Source organism: Erwinia aphidicola (genome assembly GCF_014773485.1).
Classification (GTDB): Bacteria; Pseudomonadota; Gammaproteobacteria; order Enterobacterales; family Enterobacteriaceae; genus Erwinia; species Erwinia aphidicola.
Map to the genome: position 1 here is coordinate 303,686 of NZ_JACXBP010000005.1, position 26,531 is coordinate 330,216.

Annotated in this window: 30 protein-coding genes and 1 other annotated feature; of the genes, 12 read left to right on the top strand and 18 right to left on the bottom strand. The window is 55.8% G+C overall.

Features of this window, described 5'->3' with window-relative positions; genetic code table 11:
- Positions 1 to 62: 62 nt before the first annotated feature.
- The 5 genes from adk to ID864_RS14335 form a co-directional block, all read right to left on the bottom strand.
- Positions 63 to 707 (bottom strand): adenylate kinase, encoded by a 645-nt coding sequence (gene adk / locus ID864_RS14315; protein WP_048916888.1) that lies wholly within the window; start codon positions 705 to 707, stop codon positions 63 to 65.
- Positions 708 to 800: 93 nt separating this feature from the next.
- Positions 801 to 1,703: a DMT family transporter gene (locus ID864_RS14320; RefSeq protein WP_048916889.1), complete on the bottom strand. Its 903-nt coding sequence runs from the start codon at positions 1,701 to 1,703 to the stop codon at positions 801 to 803.
- A complete protein-coding gene (locus ID864_RS14325) occupies positions 1,700 to 2,569 on the bottom strand; it encodes a DUF6024 family protein (RefSeq protein ID WP_048916890.1) in 870 nt (289 codons plus the stop codon). Before ID864_RS14325 ends, ID864_RS14320 begins: the two co-directional genes overlap by 4 nt.
- Positions 2,569 to 2,967, bottom strand: a complete 399-nt coding sequence (locus ID864_RS14330) for an NUDIX hydrolase (RefSeq protein WP_048916891.1) — start codon at positions 2,965 to 2,967, stop codon at positions 2,569 to 2,571. Before ID864_RS14330 ends, ID864_RS14325 begins: the two co-directional genes overlap by 1 nt.
- A gap of 58 nt (positions 2,968 to 3,025) precedes the next feature.
- The gene (locus ID864_RS14335) at positions 3,026 to 3,730 is read right to left on the bottom strand and encodes a hypothetical protein (RefSeq protein WP_048916892.1); all 705 of its coding nucleotides are present in this window, start codon (positions 3,728 to 3,730) and stop codon (positions 3,026 to 3,028) included.
- A gap of 208 nt (positions 3,731 to 3,938) precedes the next feature.
- Here ID864_RS14335 and ID864_RS14340 point away from each other — a divergent pair, with 208 nt between their 5' ends.
- Positions 3,939 to 4,814 carry a LysR substrate-binding domain-containing protein gene (locus ID864_RS14340; protein ID WP_048916893.1) on the top strand — a complete coding sequence of 292 codons (876 nt, stop codon included), beginning with the start codon at positions 3,939 to 3,941 and terminating at the stop codon, positions 4,812 to 4,814.
- A 134-nt stretch (positions 4,815 to 4,948) separates the two neighbouring features.
- On the opposite strand, the gene htpG is transcribed toward ID864_RS14340, so the two are convergent.
- The 5 genes from htpG to ID864_RS14365 form a co-directional block, all read right to left on the bottom strand.
- Complete coding sequence (htpG, locus tag ID864_RS14345) at positions 4,949 to 6,817, bottom strand: molecular chaperone HtpG (protein WP_180276795.1); 1,869 nt, start codon at positions 6,815 to 6,817, stop codon at positions 4,949 to 4,951.
- Between the two features lie 106 nt (positions 6,818 to 6,923).
- Positions 6,924 to 7,529, bottom strand: a complete 606-nt coding sequence (gene recR, locus ID864_RS14350) for a recombination mediator RecR (protein ID WP_048916895.1) — start codon at positions 7,527 to 7,529, stop codon at positions 6,924 to 6,926.
- Positions 7,529 to 7,858, bottom strand: coding sequence for a YbaB/EbfC family nucleoid-associated protein (locus tag ID864_RS14355; RefSeq protein WP_048916896.1), 330 nt, complete (start codon positions 7,856 to 7,858; stop codon positions 7,529 to 7,531). The genes recR and ID864_RS14355 overlap by 1 nt, the downstream gene beginning before the upstream one ends.
- A 51-nt stretch (positions 7,859 to 7,909) precedes the next feature.
- Positions 7,910 to 9,847 carry a DNA polymerase III subunit gamma/tau gene (gene dnaX, locus ID864_RS14360; RefSeq protein ID WP_048916897.1) on the bottom strand — a complete coding sequence of 646 codons (1,938 nt, stop codon included), beginning with the start codon at positions 9,845 to 9,847 and terminating at the stop codon, positions 7,910 to 7,912.
- Positions 8,513 to 8,574 (bottom strand) — a sequence feature (DnaX frameshifting element). (Overlaps the previous gene by 62 nt.)
- 653 nt (positions 9,848 to 10,500) lie before the next feature.
- The gene (locus ID864_RS14365; protein WP_191149977.1) at positions 10,501 to 10,800 is read right to left on the bottom strand and encodes a hypothetical protein; all 300 of its coding nucleotides are present in this window, start codon (positions 10,798 to 10,800) and stop codon (positions 10,501 to 10,503) included.
- Positions 10,801 to 11,250: 450 nt separating this feature from the next.
- On the opposite strand from ID864_RS14365, the gene ID864_RS14370 reads away from it, so the two are divergent.
- Positions 11,251 to 13,773 carry an autotransporter outer membrane beta-barrel domain-containing protein gene (locus tag ID864_RS14370; protein ID WP_191149978.1) on the top strand — a complete coding sequence of 841 codons (2,523 nt, stop codon included), beginning with the start codon at positions 11,251 to 11,253 and terminating at the stop codon, positions 13,771 to 13,773.
- A 48-nt stretch (positions 13,774 to 13,821) separates the two neighbouring features.
- On the opposite strand, the gene ID864_RS14375 is transcribed toward ID864_RS14370, so the two are convergent.
- From ID864_RS14375 to ID864_RS14385, 3 genes are all read right to left on the bottom strand, one after another.
- Positions 13,822 to 14,424, bottom strand: coding sequence for an Ail/Lom family outer membrane beta-barrel protein (locus ID864_RS14375; RefSeq protein ID WP_191149979.1), 603 nt, complete (start codon positions 14,422 to 14,424; stop codon positions 13,822 to 13,824).
- Positions 14,425 to 14,591: 167 nt separating this feature from the next.
- On the bottom strand, positions 14,592 to 15,143 hold the full coding sequence (gene apt / locus ID864_RS14380; RefSeq protein WP_048916902.1) for an adenine phosphoribosyltransferase: 552 nt from the start codon (positions 15,141 to 15,143) through the stop codon (positions 14,592 to 14,594).
- A 154-nt stretch (positions 15,144 to 15,297) separates the two neighbouring features.
- On the bottom strand, positions 15,298 to 15,675 hold the full coding sequence (locus ID864_RS14385; protein ID WP_133624261.1) for a DUF454 family protein: 378 nt from the start codon (positions 15,673 to 15,675) through the stop codon (positions 15,298 to 15,300).
- Positions 15,676 to 15,740: 65 nt separating this feature from the next.
- Here ID864_RS14385 and priC point away from each other — a divergent pair, with 65 nt between their 5' ends.
- The 3 genes from priC to rsmS are packed head-to-tail and all read left to right on the top strand — an operon-like array spanning position 15,741 to position 16,731.
- Positions 15,741 to 16,277: a primosomal replication protein PriC gene (gene priC, locus ID864_RS14390; RefSeq protein WP_191149980.1), complete on the top strand. Its 537-nt coding sequence runs from the start codon at positions 15,741 to 15,743 to the stop codon at positions 16,275 to 16,277.
- Between the two features lie 32 nt (positions 16,278 to 16,309).
- Positions 16,310 to 16,555, top strand: a complete 246-nt coding sequence (locus tag ID864_RS14395; RefSeq protein WP_191149981.1) for a GlsB/YeaQ/YmgE family stress response membrane protein — start codon at positions 16,310 to 16,312, stop codon at positions 16,553 to 16,555.
- A gap of 26 nt (positions 16,556 to 16,581) precedes the next feature.
- Positions 16,582 to 16,731, top strand: a complete 150-nt coding sequence (rsmS, locus tag ID864_RS14400) for a pleiotropic regulatory protein RsmS (RefSeq protein WP_099755085.1) — start codon at positions 16,582 to 16,584, stop codon at positions 16,729 to 16,731.
- 7 nt (positions 16,732 to 16,738) lie between these two features.
- Here rsmS and acrR read toward each other — a convergent pair whose 3' ends face one another.
- Positions 16,739 to 17,377: a multidrug efflux transporter transcriptional repressor AcrR gene (gene acrR, locus ID864_RS14405; protein WP_062818364.1), complete on the bottom strand. Its 639-nt coding sequence runs from the start codon at positions 17,375 to 17,377 to the stop codon at positions 16,739 to 16,741.
- A gap of 141 nt (positions 17,378 to 17,518) precedes the next feature.
- Here acrR and ID864_RS14410 point away from each other — a divergent pair, with 141 nt between their 5' ends.
- The 4 genes from ID864_RS14410 (at position 17,519) to ykgO (ending at position 22,438) form a co-directional block, all read left to right on the top strand.
- Positions 17,519 to 18,718, top strand: coding sequence for an efflux RND transporter periplasmic adaptor subunit (locus ID864_RS14410; protein ID WP_099755084.1), 1,200 nt, complete (start codon positions 17,519 to 17,521; stop codon positions 18,716 to 18,718).
- 16 nt (positions 18,719 to 18,734) lie between these two features.
- Positions 18,735 to 21,884 carry a multidrug efflux RND transporter permease subunit AcrB gene (gene acrB / locus ID864_RS14415; RefSeq protein ID WP_048916909.1) on the top strand — a complete coding sequence of 1,050 codons (3,150 nt, stop codon included), beginning with the start codon at positions 18,735 to 18,737 and terminating at the stop codon, positions 21,882 to 21,884.
- 140 nt (positions 21,885 to 22,024) lie between these two features.
- On the top strand, positions 22,025 to 22,285 hold the full coding sequence (locus ID864_RS14420; RefSeq protein ID WP_048916910.1) for a type B 50S ribosomal protein L31: 261 nt from the start codon (positions 22,025 to 22,027) through the stop codon (positions 22,283 to 22,285).
- A 9-nt stretch (positions 22,286 to 22,294) separates the two neighbouring features.
- Positions 22,295 to 22,438: a type B 50S ribosomal protein L36 gene (gene ykgO / locus ID864_RS14425; RefSeq protein WP_099755082.1), complete on the top strand. Its 144-nt coding sequence runs from the start codon at positions 22,295 to 22,297 to the stop codon at positions 22,436 to 22,438.
- Between the two features lie 81 nt (positions 22,439 to 22,519).
- Here ykgO and ID864_RS14430 read toward each other — a convergent pair whose 3' ends face one another.
- From ID864_RS14430 to ID864_RS23860, 4 genes are read right to left on the bottom strand one after another with little or no spacing between them, the layout of a single operon-like run.
- The gene (locus tag ID864_RS14430) at positions 22,520 to 23,398 is read right to left on the bottom strand and encodes a metal ABC transporter solute-binding protein, Zn/Mn family (protein ID WP_048916911.1); all 879 of its coding nucleotides are present in this window, start codon (positions 23,396 to 23,398) and stop codon (positions 22,520 to 22,522) included.
- Positions 23,399 to 23,407: 9 nt separating this feature from the next.
- Positions 23,408 to 24,265: a metal ABC transporter permease gene (locus tag ID864_RS14435; RefSeq protein ID WP_099755081.1), complete on the bottom strand. Its 858-nt coding sequence runs from the start codon at positions 24,263 to 24,265 to the stop codon at positions 23,408 to 23,410.
- The gene (locus ID864_RS14440) at positions 24,262 to 24,951 is read right to left on the bottom strand and encodes a metal ABC transporter ATP-binding protein (RefSeq protein WP_099755080.1); all 690 of its coding nucleotides are present in this window, start codon (positions 24,949 to 24,951) and stop codon (positions 24,262 to 24,264) included. Before ID864_RS14440 ends, ID864_RS14435 begins: the two co-directional genes overlap by 4 nt.
- Entirely contained in the window at positions 24,951 to 25,076 is a 126-nt protein-coding gene (locus tag ID864_RS23860; RefSeq protein ID WP_263575963.1) for a hypothetical protein, read from the bottom strand. The genes ID864_RS14440 and ID864_RS23860 overlap by 1 nt, the downstream gene beginning before the upstream one ends.
- Positions 25,077 to 25,363: 287 nt before the next feature.
- Between ID864_RS23860 and ID864_RS14445 the strand changes: the two genes are divergently transcribed.
- From ID864_RS14445 to ID864_RS14455, 3 genes are all read left to right on the top strand, one after another.
- Positions 25,364 to 25,717: a hypothetical protein gene (locus tag ID864_RS14445; RefSeq protein WP_048916914.1), complete on the top strand. Its 354-nt coding sequence runs from the start codon at positions 25,364 to 25,366 to the stop codon at positions 25,715 to 25,717.
- A 143-nt stretch (positions 25,718 to 25,860) separates the two neighbouring features.
- Entirely contained in the window at positions 25,861 to 26,241 is a 381-nt protein-coding gene (gene tomB, locus ID864_RS14450; RefSeq protein ID WP_048916915.1) for an Hha toxicity modulator TomB, read from the top strand.
- A gap of 28 nt (positions 26,242 to 26,269) precedes the next feature.
- Positions 26,270 to 26,488 (top strand): HHA domain-containing protein, encoded by a 219-nt coding sequence (locus ID864_RS14455; RefSeq protein ID WP_004156337.1) that lies wholly within the window; start codon positions 26,270 to 26,272, stop codon positions 26,486 to 26,488.
- The last annotated feature ends 43 nt before the right edge of the window (positions 26,489 to 26,531 follow it).

Below are 26,531 nucleotides of genomic sequence, written 5' to 3' on the forward strand. Positions count from 1 at the left end.
GGGAGAAACCAATTGCTGCAATTGAGCCAGGTTTTCCTGGCTCAATGAGCACTAACCAGGGATTAACCGAGGATTTTAGCCAGTTCAGCGCTGACTTCAGACACTTTACGGGTGCCGTCGATCTTGTGGTAAGCGGTGTTACCTGCTGCGGCTTCTTTGCTGTAGTAAGCAATCAGCGGAGCAGTCATCTGATGATATTCCACCAGACGCTTACGCACGGTCTCTTCCTGGTCATCTTTACGCGTGGTCAGCTCTTCGCCGGTCGCGTCGTCTTTCCCTTCCACTTTTGGTGGATTGAACGTCACATGGTAAACGCGGCCAGACGGCGCGTGTACGCGGCGACCAACGATACGCTCAACGATCAGTTCATCAGGTACCGCGAACTCCAGCACGTTGTCGACTTTGATGCCCGCTTCCTTCATGGCATCAGCCTGAGGAATGGTGCGCGGGAAACCGTCCAGCAGGAAGCCGTTGCGGCAATCTTCCTGGGCGATACGCTCTTTAACCAGTGCGATAACCAGTTCGTCGGTAACCAGTTTACCGGCGTCCATAATCTCTTTGGCTTTCTGACCCAACTCCGAACCGGCTTTCACCGCGGCGCGCAGCATGTCACCCGTGGAGATTTGCGGAATACCGTATTTCTCCATAATGAACTGAGCCTGAGTCCCCTTACCTGCACCCGGAGCTCCGAGCAGAATAATACGCATTGCGTAAATCCCCTTGCGAATTGCTTAAATGATCACGTTATCCAAGGGCAAGAACATACCATTATGGCCCGGTATCCACAAGGAAGGGAGCGGTTAACCCGCACCCGCGTAGTCCTGTAACGCCACCTGGCGCCGCGCATACAGCGACTGCGAAATCACCGCGATGATAATGATGGCCCCACCAATAACTGCATGAATTGTCGGCACTTCCCCAAGGAACAGATACATCCATAGCGGCGCAAGTGCGGTTTCCAGCAGTAAAAACAGGCCCGCATTCGCCGGGGAGACAAAACGGGTCGATAAGGTGATTAAACCCATAGCCAGCGGCATGATCAGCGCCCCTTCGGCAATCACCCAGCCATATTGCGCCAGCGATAACACTTTCAGACTATCGACCATGTTAGCGTCCGGCCACAGCATGATGATGAGCGAAGCCAGCATCGCGCCGAGCGAAGGCAGGCCAGCACTACCGCCGCTAACGCGTGAGGTGAAGATAAACGCCAGCGCCATCGATACGGCGGTGGCCAGCGCATAAAGATTGGCCACGCCATCGCCGCTCAGCCCGCGTCCTGACATCACAATCGCGACGCCGGCAATCCCCGCCAGCGCCGCCAGCATCACGCTGCGATCGATAGCGACTTTGAACAGCAGGCGCGAGATCAGCGCGGAGATAAACGGCGTGGAGGAGATAATCACCAGCACCGTAGCGACATTGCCGCGGTTCAGCGCGTTAACGAAGCAGGCAGAAGCGATGCAGAAAAACAGCGTCGACAGGATATTATCCTTGGTCAGCCAGGGCGTACCAATGGTTGACCGGCTCTGACGCCAGAAGGTCCAGATTAGCAGGCAGATCCCCCACATGCAGATACCGCGCAGCGCAACGATCAGCCAGGAGTTCTCGATGCCCATCATGCGGATAAACACCGAATCGGTGCTGAGGATCAGCCCACCGAGCAGGCCAATCATGTTGCCGTTTAAAGCGAAGCCGTTTTTCATTTTGCCTCCCACAGGGTGTGGAGATGACGTTCGACCTGTTCGGTCATGTCCACCGATTGCTGCCCGTCACCGCGCGCCCAGCACGACACACGCAGCGTTTTGGTCTGCGGGAAATAGCTGGCACCGGCATCTTTGACCTGTTGCTGCAGGTTTTCGCTGAGCGCAGGCACCGGAAAACAGCTGAACGGCAGGCCCGGTTCGCTGATGGAGGTAAAGTCCATGCCCGCCACATCTTTCAGCGCTACCCTGCTGACCTGCGCCACGTTGTACGGCTGCCAGCTTTTGCTGCGCACGTTTTCCAGCGCCTCTTCCAGCGGCTTAGCCGAAGAGGTCGAGTCCTCAAACAGCCGCAGTTCGCTGCGCATCAGCGTGCTGAAATGCTCCGGGCGCAGCGCAATAATTGCCAGCCCGACGGTCAGAGAGGCATGTTTATGCAGCGGCGCGACAAAGATCGAGCTGTCCTGCGTCAGTTCCGCGTGACGGGTGGTGGCAAAACTGTGGGAAGCATCGACCACCCCTTTTCCTTTGCAGTCTTTCAGACTGTTCACTTCGCCAGTGTAGGGGTTGACGTGGGTGATAATCGGCACGCTCCCCGGCCCGGTTTGGGTCGCCATGCTGAACAGTTCACTGATGGGCTGGTAGTGAGCGTGTTTCGCCAGGCACAGCGTGGTTTCCTGTTTATGGAACAGGTGCGACAGGATCACCAGCCCGACGCGCACCGACTGCACAAAGAACAGATCGTAGTTCTGCAGTTGGTACACCTCGGTCAGTTCATCGCGCAGTTCGTCTCTCAGCATATGCACTCGCTTGTAGAATCGATCGCCGTGGATCTGCTGTAGCTGGGGGGAAAGTGAGGATGCGTCCATTAGTTAATCAACTCTTGCTGGAAAAGCAGTGGCATAACGTTATCGCGGAAGATGGAGCCAACCGGGATTTCACAGGGAGGCTTGCGGTAATTCACCCACGCAATCTCCTCAATTTCGCTTCCGGCACGCGGCTGCCCGGCGATCTCCACGTGATAAACGTGGTTCTCAATGGCCATGGCTTCAAACTCGGCGCGGCCGTGAAACAGGCCAAACGGCCGGAAGCTTTTAATCTGTACGCCCAGCTCTTCCTGAAGTTCGCGCTTCAGGCAGCTGAGGTGATCTTCACCGGGCAACGGCTTGCCACCGGGGGAGATAAAAATCTCTGTACCGCTTTTGCGGGTCAGTAATAGCGAACGCTGATTAATGATAATGGCCGCACACTTAACGATTATTTTCATCTCAGGCTCCGAACGGGCGACGCAGCCCGCAGGGCGCGTCACCGTTGCTTATTCAGTTTCAGGCGGCGGCGCTGGTTTTCAGCACTGGCGTCATCAGGGTTTCACCCGACAGGAAGCGCACGATATTCTGTGCCAGCGGCGCCTTATCGCGCAGATAAGCGAGGATCACCTCATCATTCGGCGTGGAGAAGCTGTCGGCAAAGATGCTGATCCCCTCGAGTGATTTGGTGGAGATCCCCAGCTGTAACAGGCGATATTTCACATCGTCCGCCGACTGGGCAAATTCATAGATTGGTGACTGATAGTTGATGTCGTACTGCGCCATCATTTCCATCAGGAAGGTTTTTGCCACCTGGCGCTGCTCCGGGAACTCCATCTGATAATGGGTAATGCCATCGTTAATAGTGTTGATGTCGTTGCGGTGGCAAAAATCCACCAGATGCGCGTGGATAGCCAGTTTCTCCCCCAGCAGCACCAGGTTTTTGCGGTATTTCAGGATGTCGGTTTCCAGATGTTCGATAGCAATAGAGCGGAACGCCCCGCTGATGTCGGCAATGGTGTGACCGACAACGAGATCCCCAAACCGGTTTTTCAGTTCTTCAACGCGGTGCGACAGGATGCCGCGATGCAGTGAACATCCACTGTTTCCTGACCAGAGGTGTACAGGGATACCCTGTAACATCAGATAACAAGCCGCCAGGGTGCTATCTCGACCGCCGGTAAACATGACGAGCTGTGGTTTGATGGAGTGCTGGTTTGTCATTTTCCTTTCCTTCACATAGCAGTTGTTCGTTATTGTGGGCTGACAAGAGGAAAATACGGCTGTGTCGCTGGAGCCTCAATCCTGGGGTGTCCGCTGGTCGCTGGCAGGACAACGCTCCCGACTCCGCAGCCAGAGTAGGGAAATCGTGCTGGACTTTAAAATGATATAAACAGACACTTGCTGTTAGATTTTCTCACAGGGTATTTTTATGTCCGGCCTCCCTTCTCTGCGCGCTTTACGCTATTTTCATCAGGCAGCCCTGCACCAAAGCTTTAGCCTGGCTGCACAATCACTGAACGTGACGCATAGCGCAGTCAGCCATCAAATCAAGCAGCTTGAGGAGTGGTTGGGCAAGCCGCTGTTTCTGCGGGCAAATGGTCGGGTTCAGCTAACATCCGACGGCGAGCGCCTTAAGGTTTGCTGCATGCAAACCTTTCGTGAAATTGAAGTAACCTGTGAGAAAATCAGGGCCAGAAATTTGCACAGCCTGACGATCTCCTGCGCGCCGAGCTTCCTGGCGCAGTGGTTGATTCCACGCATCAGCCGCTTCACCGAACGCCACGCCGAAATTGCCCTCACCTTTCAAACCCATGTGGATATTGAACGGGTGCGTAATGAGTACACGGATATTTTGATCGTCAGCCACGAGGAGTCGCTGCAGGAGGACATTGCCGCTACGCTGATCACCGTCGACTATATTGGCCCGGTCTGTTCGCCGCTGTTCGCTAACCGCTTCAACTACGAGACCGATTTTTCTACTCTGCCGCTGCTGCATGCCGATACTAAACTGCACGCCTGGGCCGAATGGGCGAAGAAAACCGGCGCGCGCGGCGATTTCTGGGCAGGCAGGCATTTTGATAATCTGACGCTGGCGATTCAGGCGGCGCGTAATGGACTGGGAATTATTATGACGCCGCAGATCCTGGTGAAAAAAGAGATCCGGGACGGATCGCTGATTGCACCGCTGGGCTTTGCCGAAGTGGACCGCGCCACCTGGATGATGGTGAAAGCGTCGCGTAAAGAGGAAACCGAGATCGACCTGTTCCGCCGCTGGCTGTTAGAGGAAGCATCGATCGCGGGTTAATGAGGGGCCGGGCGTGCTGCGGGTCGGCGAGTTTGCGGGAATAAAGCAGGATAAAAAAAGGGTCAGGCACTTGCCCGACCCTTACTGCGATCTGCCCAGCTGCGAGGCATACCTCGCCCGTTGGACAGAGGCGATTAACCCAGCAGCAGCTGGTTCATGCGGCGGATAAACTGGTTAGGATCGTCCAGCGTGCCTTTCTCGGCGAATAGCGCCTGGTCCAGCAGCAGCTCAACCCACTCGGCAAAGCGGGCTTCATCCTGCGTATCGGCGGCGCGTTTCACCAGAGCGTGATCCGGGTTCAGCTCAAACAGATACTTCACTTCCGGCACGTCCTGGCCAGCAGCAGCAAACAGCTTCGCCATCTGGGTGCTCATTTCGTCCGCTTCGGTGGTGACAATCGCCGGGGTGTCGGTCAGACGATGCGTCAGGCGCACCTCTTTCACGCGCTCACCCAGCAGCGTTTTCACGCGCTCCACGAACGGCTCCAGCGCTTTCTCCGCTTCTTTCTGCTCTTCGGTCTCTTCATCGGCCAGTTTGCTCAGCGCGTCATCCGCTTTGCTCACCGACTGGAAAGACTTACCGTCGAATTCGGTCAGATAGCTCATCATCCATTCGTCGATGCGGTCGGAGAGCAGCAGCACTTCGATGCCTTTCTTACGGAACAGCTCCAGATGCGGGCTGCTTTTCGCCGCGGCATAGCTGTCGGCAGTGATGTAGTAAATCTTCTCCTGCCCTTCCACCATGCGGCTGACGTAATCTTCCAGCGACACGGTCTGCGCCGGACCTTCGCTGCTGGTGCTGGCAAAACGCAGCAGTTTGGCGATAGTCGCCACGTTGCCGCTGTCTTCTGCCGGGCCTTCTTTCAGCACCAGACCAAACTGCTGCCAGAATTTCTGATATTTCTCTTCATCATCCTTCGCCACTTTCTCCAGCATCTGCAGGGAGCGCTTGGTCAATGCGCCGCGCAGGGTCTGCGTGATGCGGCTGTCCTGCAGGATTTCACGCGAGACGTTTAGCGGCAGGTCGTTAGAGTCGATCAGCCCTTTGACGAAGCGCAGATAGTTCGGCATAAACTGCTCGGCGTCGTCCATGATGAACACGCGCTGCACGTACAGTTTCAGGCCGTGCTTGTGATCGCGGTTCCACATATCCCACGGCGCCTGCGCCGGGATGTAGAGCAGGCTGGTGTACTCCTGCTTGCCCTCAACGCGGTTGTGGCTCCACGTCAGCGGGTCGGTATAGTCATGCGCGACGTGTTTGTAGAACTCTTTGTATTCATCTTCGCTGATATCAGACTTATTACGCGTCCACAGCGCCTGCGCTTTGTTGATCTTTTCCCAGCTGGTGGTGTTGTCTTCTTCGTTATGGCTTTCAATCTCTACCGGCAGGGCAATATGGTCGGAATACTTGCTGATAATGCTGCGCACGCGCCATGCATCAAGGAACTCATCTTCGCCTTCGCGCAGATGCAGCGTGATTTCCGTGCCGCGATCTTCTTTATTGATGTCGGCGATCGTGTATTCGCCCTCACCGGCAGATTCCCAGAACACGCCTTCATCGGCGGCAGCGCCGGCTGCGCGGGTGCGGACTGACACTTTATCGGCCACGATAAACGCCGAGTAGAAACCAACACCAAACTGGCCGATCAGCTGGCTGTCTTTCGCCTGGTCTGAACCCAGTGATTCAAGGAAGGATTTGGTGCCTGACTTGGCAATGGTACCGAGGTTTTCAATCACTTCGTCACGACGCATCCCGATACCGTTGTCGCTCAACGTCAGGGTGCGTTTTTCCTTGTCGACCGAAACCCGTACGCGCAGCTCGCCGTCACCCTGGTAAAGGTCCGGGGTGGATAACGCACGGAAGCGCAGCTTGTCGGCGGCGTCAGAGGCGTTTGAGATCAGCTCACGCAGGAAGATTTCTTTATTTGAATAGAGGGAGTGGATCATCAGGTGCAGAAGTTGTTTTACCTCTGACTGGAAGCCACGGGTCTCTTGTCCTTTCATGGTCATTGCTACCTCAACTAAGAACAGGTTGATGAACGTTGAGGATATAAGTGGGGGGATATTTGGGGATTTCAAGACGGCACGATCAACTCGTGCCGTTGATTGTTCAGAATTTAATCTTGAGGCGCCCGGCCAGAGAGTGCGACAGCGTGGTGCCGTCGACCATTTCCAGCTCGCCGCCCACCGGCACGCCGTGCGCGATGCGGCTGGCGTCCACACCATACTGTTCACACAGGCTGGCAATGTAGTTGGCGGTAGCTTCGCCTTCAACCGTCGGGTTGGTGGCGAGGATCACTTCCTGAATTGACTCTTTTTCCAGCCGCTGCTCAAGGCGATCGAGGCCGATATCATTCGGTCCGATGCCATCCAGCGGCGACAGATGGCCCATCAGCACAAAGTAGCGCCCGGCAAACTGCCCGGTCTGCTCAATGGCGTGAATATCTGCCGGGCTCTCCACCACGCAGATCAGGCCGTTCTGCTGACGCCGGGGATTGGCGCAGATGGTGCAGGTTTCCTGCTCGGTGAATGTCCGGCAGTCGGCACAGTGACCAATCTCCGACATCGCCCGCGTCAGGGCCTGCGCCAGTCGCATACCGCCACTGCGGTCGCGCTGTAACAGCTGGAAAGCCATGCGCTGTGCCGACTTCGGCCCGACGCCCGGCAGGCAACGCAGCGACTCCATCAGTGCTTCAAGGAGCGGGCTGGTTTGCATCAGAATGGCATCTTGAAGCCAGGTGGCAGAGACATTCCGCTGGAAACGGCCGCCATTTTCTCTTTCTGGGTTTCAGCAACGCGACGTGCGGCATCATTGAATGCCGCAGCAATCAGGTCTTCCAGCATGTCTTTGTCATCTTCCAGCAGGCTTGGATCCACTTCCACGCGGCGGCAGTTGTGCGCACCGTTGATGGTGACCTTGACCATGCCAGCGCCAGATTCACCGGTCACTTCCATCGCAGCGATCTCTTCCTGCACCTGCGCCATTTTGTCCTGCATTTGCTGGGCCTGCTTCATCAGGTTGCCCAATCCGGCTTTACCAAACATAAGTTCTCTCTCTTCAGCTCAGGCCACATCATCACGTGATAATGCGGCGGGTTAAACAGGTCGGATACTCTCTTCGTCTACGTCAGCGTCGAAAAATCGCTGCAGCGTCTGGATATGAGTATCCGTGATAATCGACTGACGCGCCTGCGCCAGTTTCTCTTCGTAAATTTTTTGCCGCCACTCCAGCGGGGTCAGCACCGCCGGATTATCATCTTCCACCACGGTTAATTCAATGGGGTGTGCGGAAGCAGCATTCAAGGCATCACTCAGCGCTTTCTGCGCCGAGGGCGAATTCAGATGGCGCTGGCTGGAGCGCAGATGCAGGCAGATGCCGTTTTCGGTCGGCTCTTTCCAGGCGTTGAGCGCCAGCTGCTGCACCAGTTTTGGCATCGTAAGCGCAGCGATCTCGGCAGCCCAGGCATCACGCTGTAATGACTCAGCAACCAGCTTCGCCACCAGTTCCGGATGTTTTTCCAGCTCAAGTGCGGTGCGCAGCGCTTTTGGCGTGGCGACCTTTTCCGTTTTTACTTCTGTCGGATTGAGCGCTTTCCAGCGGTAGGCCTCTTCCTTTACCGGCGCGGCGGGTTGCGCTGCGGCCTGCTGCAGGCGCTGCTGCCCGCGTTCGGTAACGGCGGCCAGGCGCTCCAGTGCCGAGCTTGCCGGCCGCGCACCCTGCGCCGCCGGCTCACTCTTTTTTGGCTTACTCGCCCCCTGATGGCGCAGCAGCTGCGTGCGCGCCTGAAGGAGCTGGCTGGTGGTATCCGGTAATCCCTGCGGTGGCGGGGACTCCACGGTATGCGCTGCAGGCGGGCTGGACGGCGGCGCGGCATCCGGTGCAGGCATCACCGCAGCAGTCGCCTGTGGCGTCATGGTCGGGCGTGCAACCGGTTCAGCAATCACCGCTTTCGGATGAAAAGCCAGCGCGCGCAGCAGCGTCATCTCGACGCCCATGCGGCGATCCGGCGCCAGCGGCAGCTCTTTGCGCCCCATCAGCAGCGTTTGATAATAGAGCTGCACATCTGCCGGTGGCAGCACCCGCGCCAGTTCACGCAGCCGCTGTTCAATCGCGGCCATGTCATCACCGAGCGCTGAAGGCAGCAGTTGGATCATCGCCACGCGGTGCAGCAAGGTAAGCATCTCCACCAGCAGCGCTTCCCACTCCACGCCACGCGATGCGGCCTGAGTCAGCAGCGCCATCACCTGTTCACCGTCGGCATTAACCAGCGCTTCAATCAGCGCCAGCGGCTGTTCGTCGTCAAGGGTGCCGAGCATGTCATTCACCGTGGCGGTGGTCACCTGCCCCTGCCCCATGGCGATGGCTTGATCGGTCAGGCTCAGCGCGTCGCGCATACTGCCGTCTGCGGCACGCGCCAGCAGCTGCAGTGCACGCGTTTCCGCAGCAATCTGTTCGGCCTTCAGCACGTGCTCAAGCTGGCCGCGAATCTGTTCCTGATCGAGCGCCTTGAGGTGGAACTGCAGGCAGCGCGACAGAATGGTCACCGGCAGCTTTTGCGGGTCGGTGGTGGCTAGCAGAAATTTGACGTGCTCCGGCGGCTCTTCCAGGGTTTTCAACAGCGCGTTAAAGCTGTGGCGCGAGAGCATGTGAACTTCATCGATCAGATAGACTTTAAAACGACCACGCGCCGGAGCGTACTGGACGTTATCCAGCAGATCGCGCGTGTCTTCCACTTTAGTACGGGAAGCGGCATCGATTTCAATCAGATCGACAAAGCGCCCCTGTTCGATTTCACGGCAGTTGTCACACTGCCCGCACGGGGTAGCGGTTATGCCGGTTTCACAGTTCAGCCCCTTTGCCAGCAGGCGGGCAATGGTGGTCTTACCAACGCCACGGGTGCCGGAGAAAAGATAGGCGTGATGGATGCGGCCAAGGGACAAACCGTTAGCCAGCGCGGTCAGAACATGTTGCTGACCGACAACATCAGTAAACGCTTGCGGACGCCACTTGCGGGCCAGTACCTGATAGCTCATTAAGACTTCATCATTGTTTTTTAGTCGAGGGTAAACCTAAACAGTGAGAAACCGTAGTTTAGCCTGTTAATGGATATCGGCAAAAACGGCCGGTTAGCGGCAGTTCAGCGGATTAAGGAGAGGTACTATAACAGATGGCCTGGCTGTCGCCATGCTGTTGGCCGCTTTATTTTGTCTTCAGGCACCCTATGATTTTTATTCGACCTGACAACCAAAAACCAGCACATTACTATGGATAAATTACGAAAATCAGCATTAAACACCATGATTAACACGATCTGTTCATTTGCGGCAAAACGATTATGTCAGATTGAGCGCGCGATTCACTTCCAGGGCACATGAGGTGCCTTTCCCCGGCATACAAGGAACGACAGTGCCTAATAATCCGATTATCCCCTGATAAAACCAATCTGCATCTCAATGTACCGAAGAGCGATGCCGCCTGTTTTTCATCCAGTTGCTGCATCACAAGGATTTCACCGATAAAGGATTAATTTATGAAACAGACAACGATTGGACAACTCAGCAATATCCCGTTTAGAAAGTCTCGTCTGGTCAATTCTCTTCCTGCGCTTGTACTGCTCTCACTGCCTGTTTTCAGCACTTATGTCTCAGCAGCGGGTAATCTCCCCGCCGCGAACGAACCCCCTGCCTCAAGCCAGACCATCACCCTTGGCAGCAAAGGCGGAAGTGGTGAAGATGGAGAGAATGCGGGCCTCAGCGCCAGCGCAGGAAATGGGGGGAGCGGGAATAAGGGCGCTAATGGAAGCCGGGGTAACAACGGCGGCTCGGGCGGCATCGGGTTTAACGGCGATAACGGTAGCAACGGGGTTGCAGGTGCTGCTGCCGCTGCGGCTTTGAATGGCAGCAGTGGCAGTAGCGGCCGCTTGGGCGCTAAGGGTGCCGCCGGGCAGCCCGGCGCCTCGGAAACGCTCTCCATAGACAAGGATCATGGCTCCTTTAGCACTATTGCGCTCGGAGCTAACGGCGGGAATGGCGGTGCAGCAGGCGTCTCTTCCGCTGGCGCAGCGGGTGGAACAGGCGGTGATGGCGGAGCCGGTGGCGATGCGGGCAATGGCGGCTCGGGTGGCGATGCCGGTAGCGGTTCATCCGGCGGCAATGGCGGTAATGGTGGCAACGGCGGCAACGGAGGCAGCGGTGCGTCAGGCGGCCACGGAGCTAACGGCGCTGCAGGTTCTCGCGGGGGTGACGGGGGTGACGGCGCTACAGGAGGGAATGGAAAACTCAGCCTCAACGGAGGTGATTTTAGCGCTGATAATATCATCCTCGGCGGTAGTGGCGGCCAGGCTGGTGCCGCCACTGAGGGGACTGCCGGTGGCCAGGGTGCTGATGGTGGTCTGCAAGGAGCAAGGGGGCAGAGCGGCTCAAGCGGTGCCAGCGGGGTGGATGGTACTAAAGGTTCTGGCGGCGAAGGCGGCTGGGGAGGCAGCGGCGGTAGCGGCGGCCCAGGTGGCAACGGCGGTCATGGCGGCGCGGGAGCAGCAGGCGCCAACGGTGGCAACGGCGCACAGGGAGGTCATGCTTTATTGAGCCTCAACCACTCGCGCCTGACAGTCAATAACCACTTGCAGGCCGGTGGGGCTGGCGGTGAGGGTTCCCGTGGCGGCAACGGTGCGCAACAGGGCAACAATGGAGTGACCTATTCCGGCAAGGGTGGCGAGGGCGCAAATGGTGGCATGGGCGGAGCCGGTGCTGCTGGAGGGAATGGCGGCAATGCTCTTATCCATGTCACTGACAGTACCCTAAGCCTTCACTCAATCACGCTAGGGGGTGATGGCGCCAGCGGCAGCCAGGGCGGCGATGCTGCGCTGAATGCGCCTGGCGGACTGGGTGGTGCCGGCGGTCACGGCGGTCACGCTAGCCTGAGATTTGAGAACAGCAAGATCCTGAACGGCGGAATTATGCAGCTGGGCGGCAACGGCGGTAAAACGGGTAGCGACGGCAGTGACGCCGGCGCGACTGCCGCAGGACGCGGCGGCCAGGGCGGTAACGCTGGCAACGGCTATGCGCAGTTCAATGGCGGCAGTGGACAGATCGCCACGGATATCCAGCTTGGTGGTAAAAATGGCGGCGCAGGTCAGGCTGGCAGTGGACAGCTTACGATTACTGCGGGGAGCTTCAGCGCAAACAGTCTATCCATAGGCCAGGCAGACACTCAAAACAGCTGTGACAATCAGTATCTGCAAACCGGGGGGATCTTTACCACCGAACGTAGCGCGCTTCACGCCGGGGCGCTGCGCATTGACGGCGGGCTGTATGCCAGCAGCTTGCTCGATGCTTCACGGGGTCTGATTGAGGTAACAAAGCAGGCAGCGGCGATCATTGGTACGCGCCAGCTGAATGCGGAACGCTGGCAGCAGGGGGCTGAATGGATGGCTCAGCAGCAGGCTGCGCCATTTGACGGCACCCTGGTGATTGCTGCTGGTCAGAGTGCCAACCTCTCCAGCGCGGATGTTGGCTGGAGTGTAGGCAGCAATGATCATCAGCAGCATTTTGCTGGCTCATCGCTGACGGTCATTTCTGCCAAACCGTATGTTGGCCAGCGTTCAGCCCCCCTTCTGACCGGCGAGGGGCGCATAGACACCAACGCCAAAATGATGGTGATCGCAGATGATAATCTGAAAACCACTGAAGCTTTCACCGCCAGCCTGGGCGGTAGCGCCCGGGATGGATTCTGGCAACAGCAGAACATTGTCAGTACCAGCCGACTGTTAAATATGATCGCCAGCAGCAGTGGCAATGCCCATCGCCTCAGCGCGGAGCAAGCGGCACTCCCGCTACTGCCGCAGTACACTGCCGATCTGCTGGCGGATATGGCGAAACAGCAGGGGGTCAATACCCACTCTGCCGATGCCAGCCAGCGTTTTGTTTCGCAGGTAATGGATATCCGCTTCATTCGTGACAGGGTGGTGGCCAGCCGGGTGGTGCAGTCTGCCCTGCATATGGCTTCGGTGATTGGCGTTCAGCACACGACCTTTATGGCGCTGTCAGCCGCGGAACAGGCGGTTGCCCGCCATCTCGCCTCTGACCTGCATGACAGCAGCAGCGGGGGTAATCTGTGGGCCACGCTATTGTCAGATAACAGCAGTTCCCATGGATTCTCTTCGGGAGAGTGGCAGGCGCGTGCCGCCACTCACCTCGGTGGAGTGGCGCTGGGCAGTGATTACCGGACAGATGGCGGCGATTATGGAAGTTTAACCAGCGGTATAGCGCTGAATGCTGGCGGGGGGAAAAGTTCCAGCCGGGGGAATGTCAGCCCAACGCGGAATGACTTCAATTTCTGGGGGACCACGCTTTACAGCAGCTGGCAGCTGGATGCGGCGAGTGTGATGGCAGATGTTAGCTACACGGGCAGCCATAACCGGCTGAAACAGCAAACTCCTGCGGGCGTTGATGGCTCGGCGCTGCGTGCGGGTGTGAACAGTTGGGCCGTTAGCAGTGGTATCAAGGTAAATTACCTTTGGCAGAGTGGCCTGGCGGATGTAGAACCACACGCTGGAGTGCGCTACACCCTGCTTAAGAGTGAAGGTTTTAAAACGCATAATGAGCTGGGTAACCTGTTCGATACCGCTAGCGGTTCACAAAGTATCTGGTCATTCCCGCTGGGCGTTTCGCTGTCTAAAGCGTTCACCACCTCAGCTGGCTATCAGATTAAACCCACTATTGACCTGACGTGGACTGGGAATAGTGGCGATGTAACAGCAAAGAGCCGTAGCTGGATGCCTGGTGAGGAAGGCAGTTCTTCAACGACACACTCAACTATCACTGACCACTCAGTGTTTAGCGGTAACGTAGGTATTGAGCTGTCGCACCAGCAGCTGGGGTATAGCCTCAACTATCAGTTGAACGAGTCATCCCATACCTCCGACAACATTATTCAGGCGGGAGTTAAGTTCTCATTCTGATAACACAGGGGCAGCATTCGCTGCCCTTTCCACGTTCTGTTGAACAAATCAGAAACGATACCCCACGCCAACGTTGAAGCCGTGACTGGACGTATTCTGCAGGTGACCGCCCTGATAACCGACGTCCAGCGCCAGGTTATCAATCAGGTTGAACTGCATTCCCGCCCCCCAGGCAAAACGCGAACGGGCCCTTTTTTTGCGCCCGGAATGTTCACCAGCAGCATCTCGAAGGTGAGTGATGTTGGTGCTGCTTTCCCAACCCGGGCCAGCCAGCGCGTAGAGACTGGCCCAATGGCTGATGCGATAAGCCGGCCCCACCATCAGCGAATAGTAGCGCACGCGATGGTATTTATTCTCTGAGGCGCCATCAAACTGTGCAAACTGGCTGCCGCGCCCGTTCATCCAGGTGAGAGACACCATCGCGCTGAGCGGCAGCTGAGGGATTTCGTAGCGATATTTAAGGTTAAGACCTTTGATATTGTTGAAATGCTGAATGTGGCTCTGGGCGTATCCCAGCGTGAAGGTGTGCAGCCCGCTGATATCTTTTGTCCGGTACTGATAATCAACAGGGGCCTTAGTCTGAGCGGCGTTTGCGGCTGTGGCACCCGCCAGTACGGCGAGGAGAGTAGTAACGGTAGCGATTTTGTTCATCCCGAACTTCCTTTATCACGGTGACGGCTGCATTTTGCCGCACAAGTGTAAGCATCAGGGGGGATGAATCGCTGCTTTTTGTGCCGAACAGCGGCTGAAGGCATTTGGTGTACAGGGAGAGAAGCAGATGAGGAGAGATCGGGGCGGACCAGCCGCCCCGCAAAATCTTAGTGACCGGGGAAGTTCACCAGACTGTAGCTTTCAATGCCCTGCGCCTTCAGGCGTGATTCGCCGGTGAGGTCAAACAGATTAATGATGAAAGCGGCATCTTTCACGGTGCCGCCCGCGCGGCGGATCAGCTTCACGGTGGCCTCAATCGTGCCACCGGTCGCCAGCAGATCGTCAACCACCAGCACCACGTCACCCGGCTGGATAGCATCACAATGCAGCTCTAACTGGTCGGTGCCGTACTCCAGCTCGTAGCTTTCGGCAAAAGTTTTACGCGGCAGCTTGCCGGGTTTACGCACCGGTACGAAGCCCACGCCCAGCCCAAGCGCAACCGGTGCGCCGAACAGGAAACCGCGCGCCTCAGTGCCCACCACCTTGGTGATGCCAGCGTGACGATAGCGTTCAACTAACAGCTCAATGCTCAACGCATACGCTTTCGGATCTTCCAGCAGGCTGGTGACGTCACGAAAGAGAATGCCCGGTTTTGGGTAGTCCGGGATGCTTTTGATACTGTTTTTAAGGAATTCAAGCTGCTGCGCAGTCGCGGTCATAGTGTTGTGCCTGGTAAATACAAATCTGACTCACGCGGCTTGCTTCACGCACGACGATAAAGCCGGGTGAAATTCAAACACTGGGGGAAAGCCGCGCACGAAAACGACCAAATCTAGGCAAAACGCCGGACAATTGCAACCGTGTTTAGCGAAATCAGCGCTTTTCCTGCTCTTCGTCAACCACTGGCAGGCGGATCATAAAGATCAGCAGGCAGCAGAGTATCGCCAGCAGCAGCAGGCGTACCCAGAGAATTTTGACCATCCACAAGGAAAAGGCAAAGGTCAGCAGAATAAACAGGATCGCCCTGCCCTTGGCGCCCGGTGGCATTGCCCGATGCTGCTGCCAGTGACGCAGGTAGCGCCCGAATACCGAGCGGTGCAGTAGCCAGTGATGGAAGCGCGGAGAAGACCGGGCAAAGCACCAGGCCGCCAGCAGTAAAAATGGCGTGGTTGGCAGCAGCGGCAGTACCACGCCGAGCGTGGCCAGTACCACCGCCAACCAGCCAAGAGTAATAAGAAGATAACGTTGCATGGCGTACCCGAAAAAATTGGCTCTAAACAGGGTATCATAGCCGCAATACTGCCCTGGAGAACACGATGAAAAGCGCAGCTTTACTGCAACAACTGGAAACGCAGCTGGAACAGCTGGCGCTGGCTGTCGAGCCGCATGCTAATAAACGTAATGCGCAGGCGCGCTTTGACCATCAGTTATTTCACAGCCACTCTACCCGCCTGGGCGATTATCTGCAGGAAGTCAGACAGACCATGGCGCTGTTAAAACAGAGCGTGAGGGATAATCGCCCGGAAAGCGTGGCATGGATGGCCGAACGCGTGGTGCTGCAGATGAGCGCCATGCAGCGCGAACTGGCAACGCTCAAGATGCGCAGCAGTGAGACCCGCGCGACGCCGGTGCGCGAGAACCTGTATGAAAAGCTGGCCGAACATCAGGATTTTGAGCGCCGCCTGCGGGCGATGATTCAGGACCGGGAAAGTCTGCTGGCCGTGCAGGAAACGCTGGCACAGCAGCAGCAACTTCAGCGTGAGGTGGCTGCACTCGAAGGGCGTTTGCAGCGCTGCCTGCAGGCGTTGAAGCGAATTGAGCGCGGCATCGAAAATCGCGAGCGCGGGCTATAATCGGATGATAACTCGCTGAAAGAGAGGCCGCTATGGGGCTGATTAGCTGGATGGTAACCGGTTTGCTGGTGGGCGTTATTGCACGCCGTTTTTCCCCCGGCCGCCCCGGCGGCCTGATGCCAACGTTGTTATTGACTGCAGTGGGTGCCTTGATTGGCGGCTATGTCAGCAGTTATTTTGACTACGGGACGCTGGCAATCTTCCACCCGCGGGCGCTGCTGGCCGCGTTTGCCGGCGCGCTGGTCATGGTTGGCATGGTCAGAATGCTGCGCATCTGAAATTTTTATTACTATAAGGAAGACGTATGTCGCTGGATACTGCACCGGAAGAGGTCAAACTGGCCGTAGATTTGATTATGCTGTTGGAAGAGAATCAGATAGCGCCAGAAACCGTGCTGGCAGCGCTGGCGATTGTGCAGCGAGATTTCGAGCAGAAAGTCGCCGCACGTTCATAATTTCGCGCTATGCTGGCTTGCGCAAGGTTGGGCACCCGATCAGCATCTCGATCAGCGTGTCCACCAGCTGCGGCGCGTCGGCGGCGAGGTCAAAGCTCTCCGGCATAAACAGCCAGTTTTCCATGATGCCGCTGATGTAGCCACGCATCACTACAGCGACGCGACGCGTGTTAAGATTTTCCGGAAGTTGCTTTGCATCAATACACTGTTGTAAAACCTCTTCTATCTTCTCATAACATTCAAGATAGAGATTTTGCTGCATTAGCTGGAGGGTAGTCATTTCACCGACGAACTCACATTTATGGTAAATAATTTCCATAAGTGCACGTCTTCTCGGATCAGTGGCTGCCGCGTCAAGGACATACAGCAACATAGCTCGCATAACAGAGAGTGGATCCGCCGGGTATTTTGATTGATACTCAAGCTCCAGGTCTGCCATTCCGGATTCGGACTGTGCCCAAATCTCATTGAGCAAATCCGTTTTATTTTTGAAATGCCAGTAGATTGCACCCCGCGTCACGCCAGCACTTGCGGCAATATCAGCCAGTGACGTTTTAGAAACGCCATGCTCAGAAAAGCGCTCAATAGCCGCATCTATGATGTGATTTCGCGTTTCCTGAGCTTGTTGTTTGGTATTTCGTGCCATGAGGGTGTTTTTTACAAAGCGTTAGACTTACATACATTTCCGAATGTATGTACCATAGCACGACCATAATTTAAACGCAGCAATGGGTTTATGGGTTTGTGATCCATTGAACAATCGATATCGGACACTCGAGGTTTATTTATGAACAAAAACAGAGGGTTAACGCCTCTGGCGGCCGTTCTGATGCTTTCAGGCAGCTTAGTGCTAACAGGATGTGATAACAAAGATTCTCAGCAGGCCGGTCAGCAACAGGCCCCTGAAGTGGGTATCACGACGCTAAAAAGCGCGCCGCTTAAAATTACCACCGACCTGCCGGGTCGCACCTCATCGTTCCGTATTGCAGAAGTTCGCCCACAGGTTTCCGGCATTATTCTGAAACGCAACTTCGTTGAGGGTAGTGATATCAAGGCTGGCGAATCCTTGTATCAAATTGATCCGGCCACTTATCAGGCCGCTTACGACAGCGCCAAAGGTGACCTCGCACAGGCTCAGGCCAACGCGCAGATCGCCGCTTTAACCGTAAAACGCTACAAGCCTCTGCTGGGTACTAAGTACATCAGTCAGCAGGATTACGATACCGCGGCAGCCACCCAGAGCCAGACCGCTGCCGCCGTTCAGGCAGCACAGGCAGCCGTTGAATCTGCCCGTATTAACCTTGCCTATACCAAAGTGACCTCGCCTATCAGCGGACGCATTGGTAAATCCTCAGTCACCGAAGGTGCGCTGGTGCAGAGTGCTCAGACGACCGCTCTGGCAACTGTGCAGCAGCTGGACCCGATCTACGTTGACGTAACCCAGTCGAGCGAAGACTTTATTCGTCTGCGCGACGAGCTGAAATCCGGCCAGCTGCAGCAGACCAACGGCAAAGCTGAAGTCAAACTGTTAACGCAGGATGGTAAAGAATACTCGCAGAGCGGAACATTAGAATTCTCTGATGTCACCGTCGACGAGACCACCGGCTCCATCACACTGCGTGCAGTGTTCCCTAACCCGGACCACAACCTGCTGCCAGGCATGTTCGTACGAGCTCGCCTGGATGAAGGCACCAACCCAAATGCATTGCTGGTTCCTCAGCAGGGCATCACCCGCACGCCAACTGGCCAGGCGACTGCCATGGTTGTCGGTGCGGATAACAAGGTTGAAGTGCGTAATGTGACAGCCGATCAAGCTTTCGGCGACAAATGGCTGGTCACGTCCGGTCTGAAAGATGGCGATCGTGTGATCACCACCGGTCTGCAGCGTGTGAAAGCCGGTGCGGCGGTGACCCCACAGGAAGTTAGCGACGACAGTGCCAAAGAAGCCCCTCAGTCTCAGGCACAGTCTGAACAACCGAAGTCTTAACAGGAGCCGCTGATACATGGCTAAGTTCTTTATCGATCGCCCCATCTTTGCCTGGGTTATCGCCATCATTATTATGCTGGCGGGTGCGCTGTCGATCCTGAAACTGCCGATTGAGCAATATCCTAACGTTGCTCCACCGGCAATCGAGATCACCGCCACCTACCCGGGTGCCGATGCGAAAACTTTGCAGGACTCCGTCACGCAGGTTATCGAACAAAACATGAACGGCATCGACGGCCTGATGTACATGGGTTCAAGCAGCGACTCTTCGGGTACGCTGCAGCTGACTCTGACATTCCAGTCCGGTACCGATGCTGATATCGCGCAGGTGCAGGTTCAGAACAAACTGCAGCTGGCGATGCCGTTGCTCCCGCAGGAAGTACAGCAGCAGGGGATTAAAGTTCAGAAATCCTCCAGTAGCTTCCTGATGGTTGCCGGTTTCATCAACGATAACGGCACCATGACGCAGAACGACATCTCCGACTACGTGGGTTCTAATATTAAAGATCCCATTAGTCGTGTCTCCGGCGTGGGTGATACCCAGCTGTTCGGGGCGCAGTATGCGATGCGTATCTGGATGGACCCGCATAAACTCAACAACTACTCACTGACGCCGGTCGATGTGATCAGCGCCATCAACACCCAGAACGCCCAGGTGGCGGCCGGTCAGCTCGGTGGTTCACCACCGGTGAAAGGCCAGCAGCTGAATGCCTCGATCATCGCGCAGACGCGTCTGACCTCGGCTGAAGAGTTCGGTAAGATCCTGCTGAAAGTGAACAGCGACGGTTCGCGTGTCCGTCTGAGCGACGTGGCGCATATCGAGCTGGGTGGTGAGAACTACGAGATTATTGCACGCTATAACGGTCAACCGGCCTCGGGTCTGGGGATCAAGCTGGCAACCGGTGCTAACGCCCTGGATACCGCTGCGGCGGTAAAAGCTGAGCTTGCCAAACTGGAGCCGTTCTTCCCGGCCGGCATGAAAATCGTCTATCCGTATGACACCACGCCATTCGTTAAGATCTCGATTAACGAAGTTGTAAAAACACTGGTCGAAGCTATCGTGCTGGTGTTCCTGGTGATGTACCTGTTCCTGCAAAACTTCCGCGCCACGCTGATCCCAACGATTGCGGTGCCGGTTGTCTTGCTCGGCACCTTTGCGATTATCAGCGCGTTTGGCTACTCGATAAACACCCTGACGATGTTCGGGATGGTGCTCGCCATCGGCCTGTTGGTGGATGACGCCATCGTGGTGGTCGAGAACGTCGAGCGCGTCATGGCCGAAGAGGGCCTACCGCCCAAGGAAGCCACGCGTAAATCGATGGAGCAGATCCAGGGCGCGCTGGTCGGTATTGCGCTGGTGCTGTCAGCGGTATTTATTCCAATGGCCTTCTTCGGCGGGTCTACCGGGGTTATCTATCGTCAGTTCTCGATTACTATCGTTTCCGCGATGGTGCTGTCGGTTATCGTCGCGCTGATCCTGACCCCGGCACTGTGTGCCACCATGCTGAAGCCGATTGCGAAAGGCGACCATGGCAAAACCACCGGTTTCTTCGGCTGGTTTAACCGCCTGTTCGACAAAAGCACCAATCACTACACCGACAGCGTGGGCCACATCGTGCGCAGCACCGGTCGTTATCTGGTGATTTATCTGGTGATCGTGGTGGGCATGGCCTATCTGTTTATGCGCCTGCCAACCTCCTTCCTGCCGGAAGAAGACCAGGGGGTATTCCTGACCATGGCACAGCTGCCAGCAGGTGCCACGCAGGAACGTACACAGAAAGTGCTGGACCAGGTGACGGATTACTACCTGAATAAAGAGAAAGCGAACGTTAACTCGGTGTTCACCGTTAACGGCTTTGGCTTTGCAGGTCGTGGTCAGAACACCGGTATCGCCTTCGTCAGCCTGAAACCGTGGGATGAACGTTCGGGTTCAGATAACAAGGTGCCGGCGATTGCCGGGCGTGCCATGGGCGCGCTGTCAGCGATCAAAGATGCGATGGTGATTCCGTTCAACCTGCCGGCGATTGTTGAGCTGGGTACGGCGACCGGTTTTGACTTCCAGCTGATCGATCAGGGTGGCCTTGGCCATGAGAAACTGACCGCAGCACGTAACCAGCTGCTTGGCATGATTGCTCAGCATTCAGATACCCTGGTAGGCGTGCGTCCTAACGGTCTGGAAGATACGCCACAGTACAAACTGACTATCGACCAGGAAAAAGCGTCGGCGCTGGGGGTATCGCTCTCCGATATCAACACCACGCTGGCGGCAGCCTGGGGCGGATCCTACGTTAATGACTTCATTGACCGCGGCCGCGTGAAGAAAGTGTACGTGATGGGCGATGCGCCTTACCGTATGTTGCCAAGTGATATTGGCAACTGGTATGTGCGTGCCAGCAGCGGTGAAATGGTGCCGTTCAGCGCCTTTGCCTCTGCACAGTGGGTTTACGGTTCACCACGACTGGAGCGTTATAACGGCCTGCCGTCGATGGAGCTGTTAGGACAGCCAGCACCAGGTAAGAGCTCGGGTGAAGCAATGAATCTGATGCAGGACCTGGCGTCGAAACTGCCTACCGGTATTGGTTACGACTGGACGGGGATGTCCTATCAGGAACGTCTGTCCGGTAACCAGGCTCCGGCACTGTATGCCATCTCGCTGATTGTGGTCTTCCTCTGTCTGGCCGCACTGTACGAGAGCTGGTCAATACCGTTCGCGGTAATGCTGGTCGTACCGTTGGGTGTGGTCGGGGCGCTGATCTTTACCACCCTGCGCGGGCTGAGCAACGACGTGTACTTTGTGGTGGGGCTGCTAACCACCATAGGGCTATCGGCGAAGAACGCCATCCTGATCGTCGAGTTCGCTAAGGACCTGATGGAGAAGGAAGGCAAAGGCCTGGTGGAAGCGACTCTGGAAGCGGTACGTATGCGTTTACGTCCAATCCTGATGACTTCTCTGGCGTTTATCCTCGGGGTTCTGCCGCTGGCTATCAGTACCGGTGCGGGTTCCGGTGCTCAGAACGCCGTAGGTACTGGCGTGATGGGCGGGATGGTCACCGCGACTATCCTGGCGATCTTCTTCGTTCCAGTGTTCTTCGTGGTGGTTCGCCGCCGCTTCAGTAAGAACAAAGAAGAGCTGGAACATAGCCACCCAGTCGATCATCATCACTAATTCACGCAAGTTAATGTGAACCAGAGGCCGCTTAATGCGGCCTCTTTTTTTTGTCTTTTTTCCAGCGTACGCGCAGTTGCAATTTGCTCACCTGCGGCGCATACTATTGTTATAGTATAACATAACAAGTGGAGTAACAGATGAAACAGAGTATTCATCCAACCTATCGCCAGGTGGTGTTTCATGACACCACGGCAGATGCCTGGTTTGTCGTGGGGTCGACCATCAAAACCGATCGCACGATTGAGCATGAAGGCAAACAGATGCCTTACGTGACGCTGGATGTCTCTTCGGCCTCACACGTCTATTACACCGGCAAGCAGAAAGATTTTGCCAAAGAGGGCAGCGCCGCACGCTTCAACCAGCGCTTCGGCAGCTTCCTCGGCGCGATGAAAAAGTAAGGAGCCATCATGCAGGTCTTAAGCTCTCTGGCCTCGGCCAAAAAACGCCACAAAGATTGTAAAATCGTCCGCCGTCACGGCCGCGTATTCGTCATTTGCAAAAGTAACCCACGCTTCAAGGCCGTACAGGGCCGGGGTGGCAAGAAGCATTAATTGATGACTCTCAAGCATGCAACACAAGGGGATAGCCGCGGCTATCCCCTTTTTTATGCAGCTTAATCACCGGCTGGACGCTTATTTCATGCTGCTGACCATCGCATTGACGTTATGTTTGAAAGCATTAATGTAGCTGTCTGCTTCACCGCCCTGCCCGGTCAATGCTTCCGGATACAGCTCGCCGCCCGGCTGCGCGCCGCCGGCAGCGGCAATCTGTTTAACCAGGCGCGGATCGGTCTGATTCTCGATAAAGTAGGCATGGATCTTCTCCTGCTTCAGCTGAGCGATCAGCGCGGCGACGTCGGAAGCGCTGGCCTCAGATTCGGTGGAGAAACCGACCGGTGAGAGGAACGTCACCCCGTATCGCTGGCCGAAGTAGCCGAAAGCATCATGGCTGGTCAGCACCTTACGTTTGCTCTGCGCAATAGCGCTGAACTCTTGCTGCGCCCAGCTATCCAGCTGCTTAAGCTGTGCGATGTAGGCGCTGCCGTGCTGACGGAAATAATCTGCATCCTGCGGATCGGCGGCGATCAGCGCATTCATCACGTTAGTGGCATAGATAACACCGTTCTGCATGCTGTTCCACGCGTGCGGGTCGGTAACCGTTTCTCCGTCCTCTTCCATTTTTCGCGTGTTGATCCCGGCTGAAGCCACTACCGTCTCTCCCTTATAGCCCGATGCGGCGATCAGACGATCCATCCACCCTTCCATTCCCAGTCCGCTAACAAACACGACATCGGCATGCGCCAGCGCCTGGCTATCTTTTGGCGTAGGTTCAAAGCTGTGCGGGTCGCCATTTGGCCCCACCAGGCTTTTCACCACGACGTGTTCGCCGCCAACGTTTTTTACGATATCCGCCAGCACGGTAAAACTGGCAACCGCTTCAACGGTTTTCGCCATTGCAGCAGGTGCGGCCAGCAATACGGACAGCGCCAGCGCCACAGGTAACTTCTTCATACTTACTCCCTATCTGATTGCCAATGGTTTACGCCCGGCAAAAATGCCGCCGCAGGGACCGATTAAAATGGAAAGAAAGAACAACAGTGCCGCACTCAGCACCACGGCGGGCCCGGCAGGTAACGAGAGGTAAAACGAGGCGTAAAGCCCGCTGAAACTGGCCAGCGTGGCGATGATCATTGCCGCCGCCAGCGTCCCGGCGAGATGACGGCTCCAGAATCGGGCACTGGCCGCAGGCAGCATCATCAGCCCGACGCTCATCAGGGTGCCAAGCACCTGAAAGCCCGCCACCAGGTTGATGACAACCAGCACCAGAAAAATGGCGTGCACCAGCGGTGAGGTCCAGCGGTTCTGGGCGCGCAGAAAGCTCGGGTCAAAGGCATCAATGGTCAGCGGGCGGTAGATCAGCGCGAAGATCAGCAGGGTGACCGCACTGATACTGCTGACCAGCACGATGGAGGGCGTATCGACCGCCAGCAGCGAGCCGAACAGGACATGCAGAAGATCGACGCTGGAACCGCGCAGCGACACCAGCGTGACGCCCAGCGCCAGTGAGCCAAGATAGAAACCGGCAAAGCTGGCATCCTCACGCAGCGGCGTATAGCGACTGACCGCGCCTGACAACAGAGCCACCGTCAGACCGGCAATCGCTCCGCCAATGCCCATCGCGACCAGCGAAAGTCCGGAGAGTAAATAGCCGATTGCGGCACCGGGAAGCACCGCGTGCGACAGCGCATCGCCCACCAGGCTCATGCGGCGCAGTAGCAGGAAGACGCCGAGCGGCGTCGCGCTCAGCGACAGCGCGACGCAGGCCACCAGCGCCCGGCGCATAAATCCAAATTCGATAAATGGCTGGATCAGCATCATGCGCTGGCCCCCCCACGGCGACTAAAGCTCAGCCCGGTCACGCCGCAGCCGCGGCAGGTCCATTCGCTGTGCTGCTCTTTCAGGCGTAACACCTGCGGGAAATGCTGCGCCACCGTAGCCATGTCGTGCAGGACAACAATCAGTGTCGCCCCGGCCTGATGCCGCTCCGCCAGCAGCGCCAGCAGCAGTTCGGTGGTATCGCTGTCGACGCCGGTAAAAGGCTCATCCAGCAGCAGCAGTTCTGCGTCCTGTATCAGCAGCCGGGCAAACAGCACGCGCTGCAGCTGCCCGCCGGATAAGGTTCCCGGCGCGGCGGCAGCGAACGGCAGCATATTGACGCGCTGCAGTGCCGACATGACCTGCTCACGCTGCTGGCGGTTTAAGCCTTTAAACCAGCCACTCTGACGCCAGAAGCCCATTGCCACCAGATCGAAAACGGTCAAAGGGAATGTTTTCTCCAGCTCAGCGTGCTGGGGCAGCCAGGCAACGGTCGGTCGTGGCGCAGAGAGGCTGACCGAACCACTGACCGGGGGCAACATCCCGCACAGCGTCTTCAGCAGCGTTGATTTTCCGCAGCCATTTGCCCCCACGAGGGCCGTCATGCTGCCGCGTGCAAACTCACCATTTAACTGCGGCGTCACCGCACGATGCTGATAGCCAACCACCAGCTGATTAAGTACGATCATCAGAGTGCCGCCCACCAGGTGAGCGCCGCCAGCGCGCCGACCAGGTGTAAGGTCAGCACCATACGCAGCCATGCCGGGCAGCTGAGCAAGGTGCCGATGCGAATAAAAGCCGGAGAGGTGTTCATTAAAAAGCCACTTAAATGTTATAACATAACAATAAAGTAGCGTGGATGGAGGCAGGACGGATATCATTAAAATGTATCTAATTATTACGTTGGAGCCGGATGGCTGAAGCGTTTTTTATATAAAAAAAACTCAACATGGTGATGGTTTTATGCGGAAGCATGCCGGTGCGAGTAAAATAATTAACTGTTAAATCATCAATATAGGCTACACTAAATTTATAACCTGGCTTATCCACTCGGCTACAGCAATTAAGCTGATAAGCAAAATTTAACTCTGAGAGGGAAAAATGCGCAAAACTTTACCATTAAAATATCGTCAAACTAACATTGAACCACTAGAATTAATGCATGAGATCGAACAGATAATTCCCAAAATAGAAGATGACCTGATTGGTTCATTGGAATGGTATTCACAAAATGCGCGATATGTTCCCGAAAGTCTGAAAATTATTTCCCTGGAATATTTGCAACAATCACGTTATAAAATGAACTACAGCTTCCGCTGGAACGTATTCAATGCCTGTCTGGATATTGATGCGAGTGAAACAACCCATCAGTCGGTCAATTTTACCCTTACTCCTGATGCGCTGGTGTTTGATTTCATTGATAACGATCGCCACAACATGTCCGATGAATTGTAATATTTGGTCAGTCGAGCGGCAGGTTAATTTAAATAAGTTATATTTTGTTTAGATGTTACATAGCATAGTAATTATCACTTCCTGGCACCCATGTTTAAAGTGCGGTTTAATGGCCTGTTTCGCAAGCTTAGGAGGGGAAAAAGATGGACGAATACTCACCGAGAAGGCATGATATTGCCCAGCTGAAATTTTTGTGTGAAAACCTGTACGATGAAAGCCTGGCTACGTTAGGCGACAGCCACCACGGCTGGGTTAACGATCCTACCTCTGCTGCCAATCTGCAGCTTAACGACCTGATCGAGCATATTGCAGCATTCACCATGAATTACAAAATTAAGCACATCGAGGACAGCGATCTGATAAGTCAGATTGATGAATACCTGGATGACACCTTTATGCTGTTCAGCAATTACGGCATTAATGTTCAGGACTTACAACGCTGGCAGAAATCCGCCAAACGACTGTTCAACATTTTTGCAGAGGAATGTGCAACAAGCCTGACACAGGCCAGCCATTCGTTTTAGCAACCCATTACTCATTTACGGTTTAATAATGACAGACAAACTTTTAACAAAAACTGATTATCTGATGCGCCTCAGACGCTGTCGTTCCATCGACACGCTTGAGCGCGTCATCGAAAAGAACAAGTACGAATTATCTGATGATGAACTGGCTGTATTCTATTCCGCTGCCGATCATCGTCTGGCCGAACTGACAATGAATAAGCTTTATGACAAAGTGCCCGTTGCAGTATGGAAGTTTGTTCGCTAACTAATGATGTGTGATTTGAAACGAATGAAGTCGTGAGGGCTGG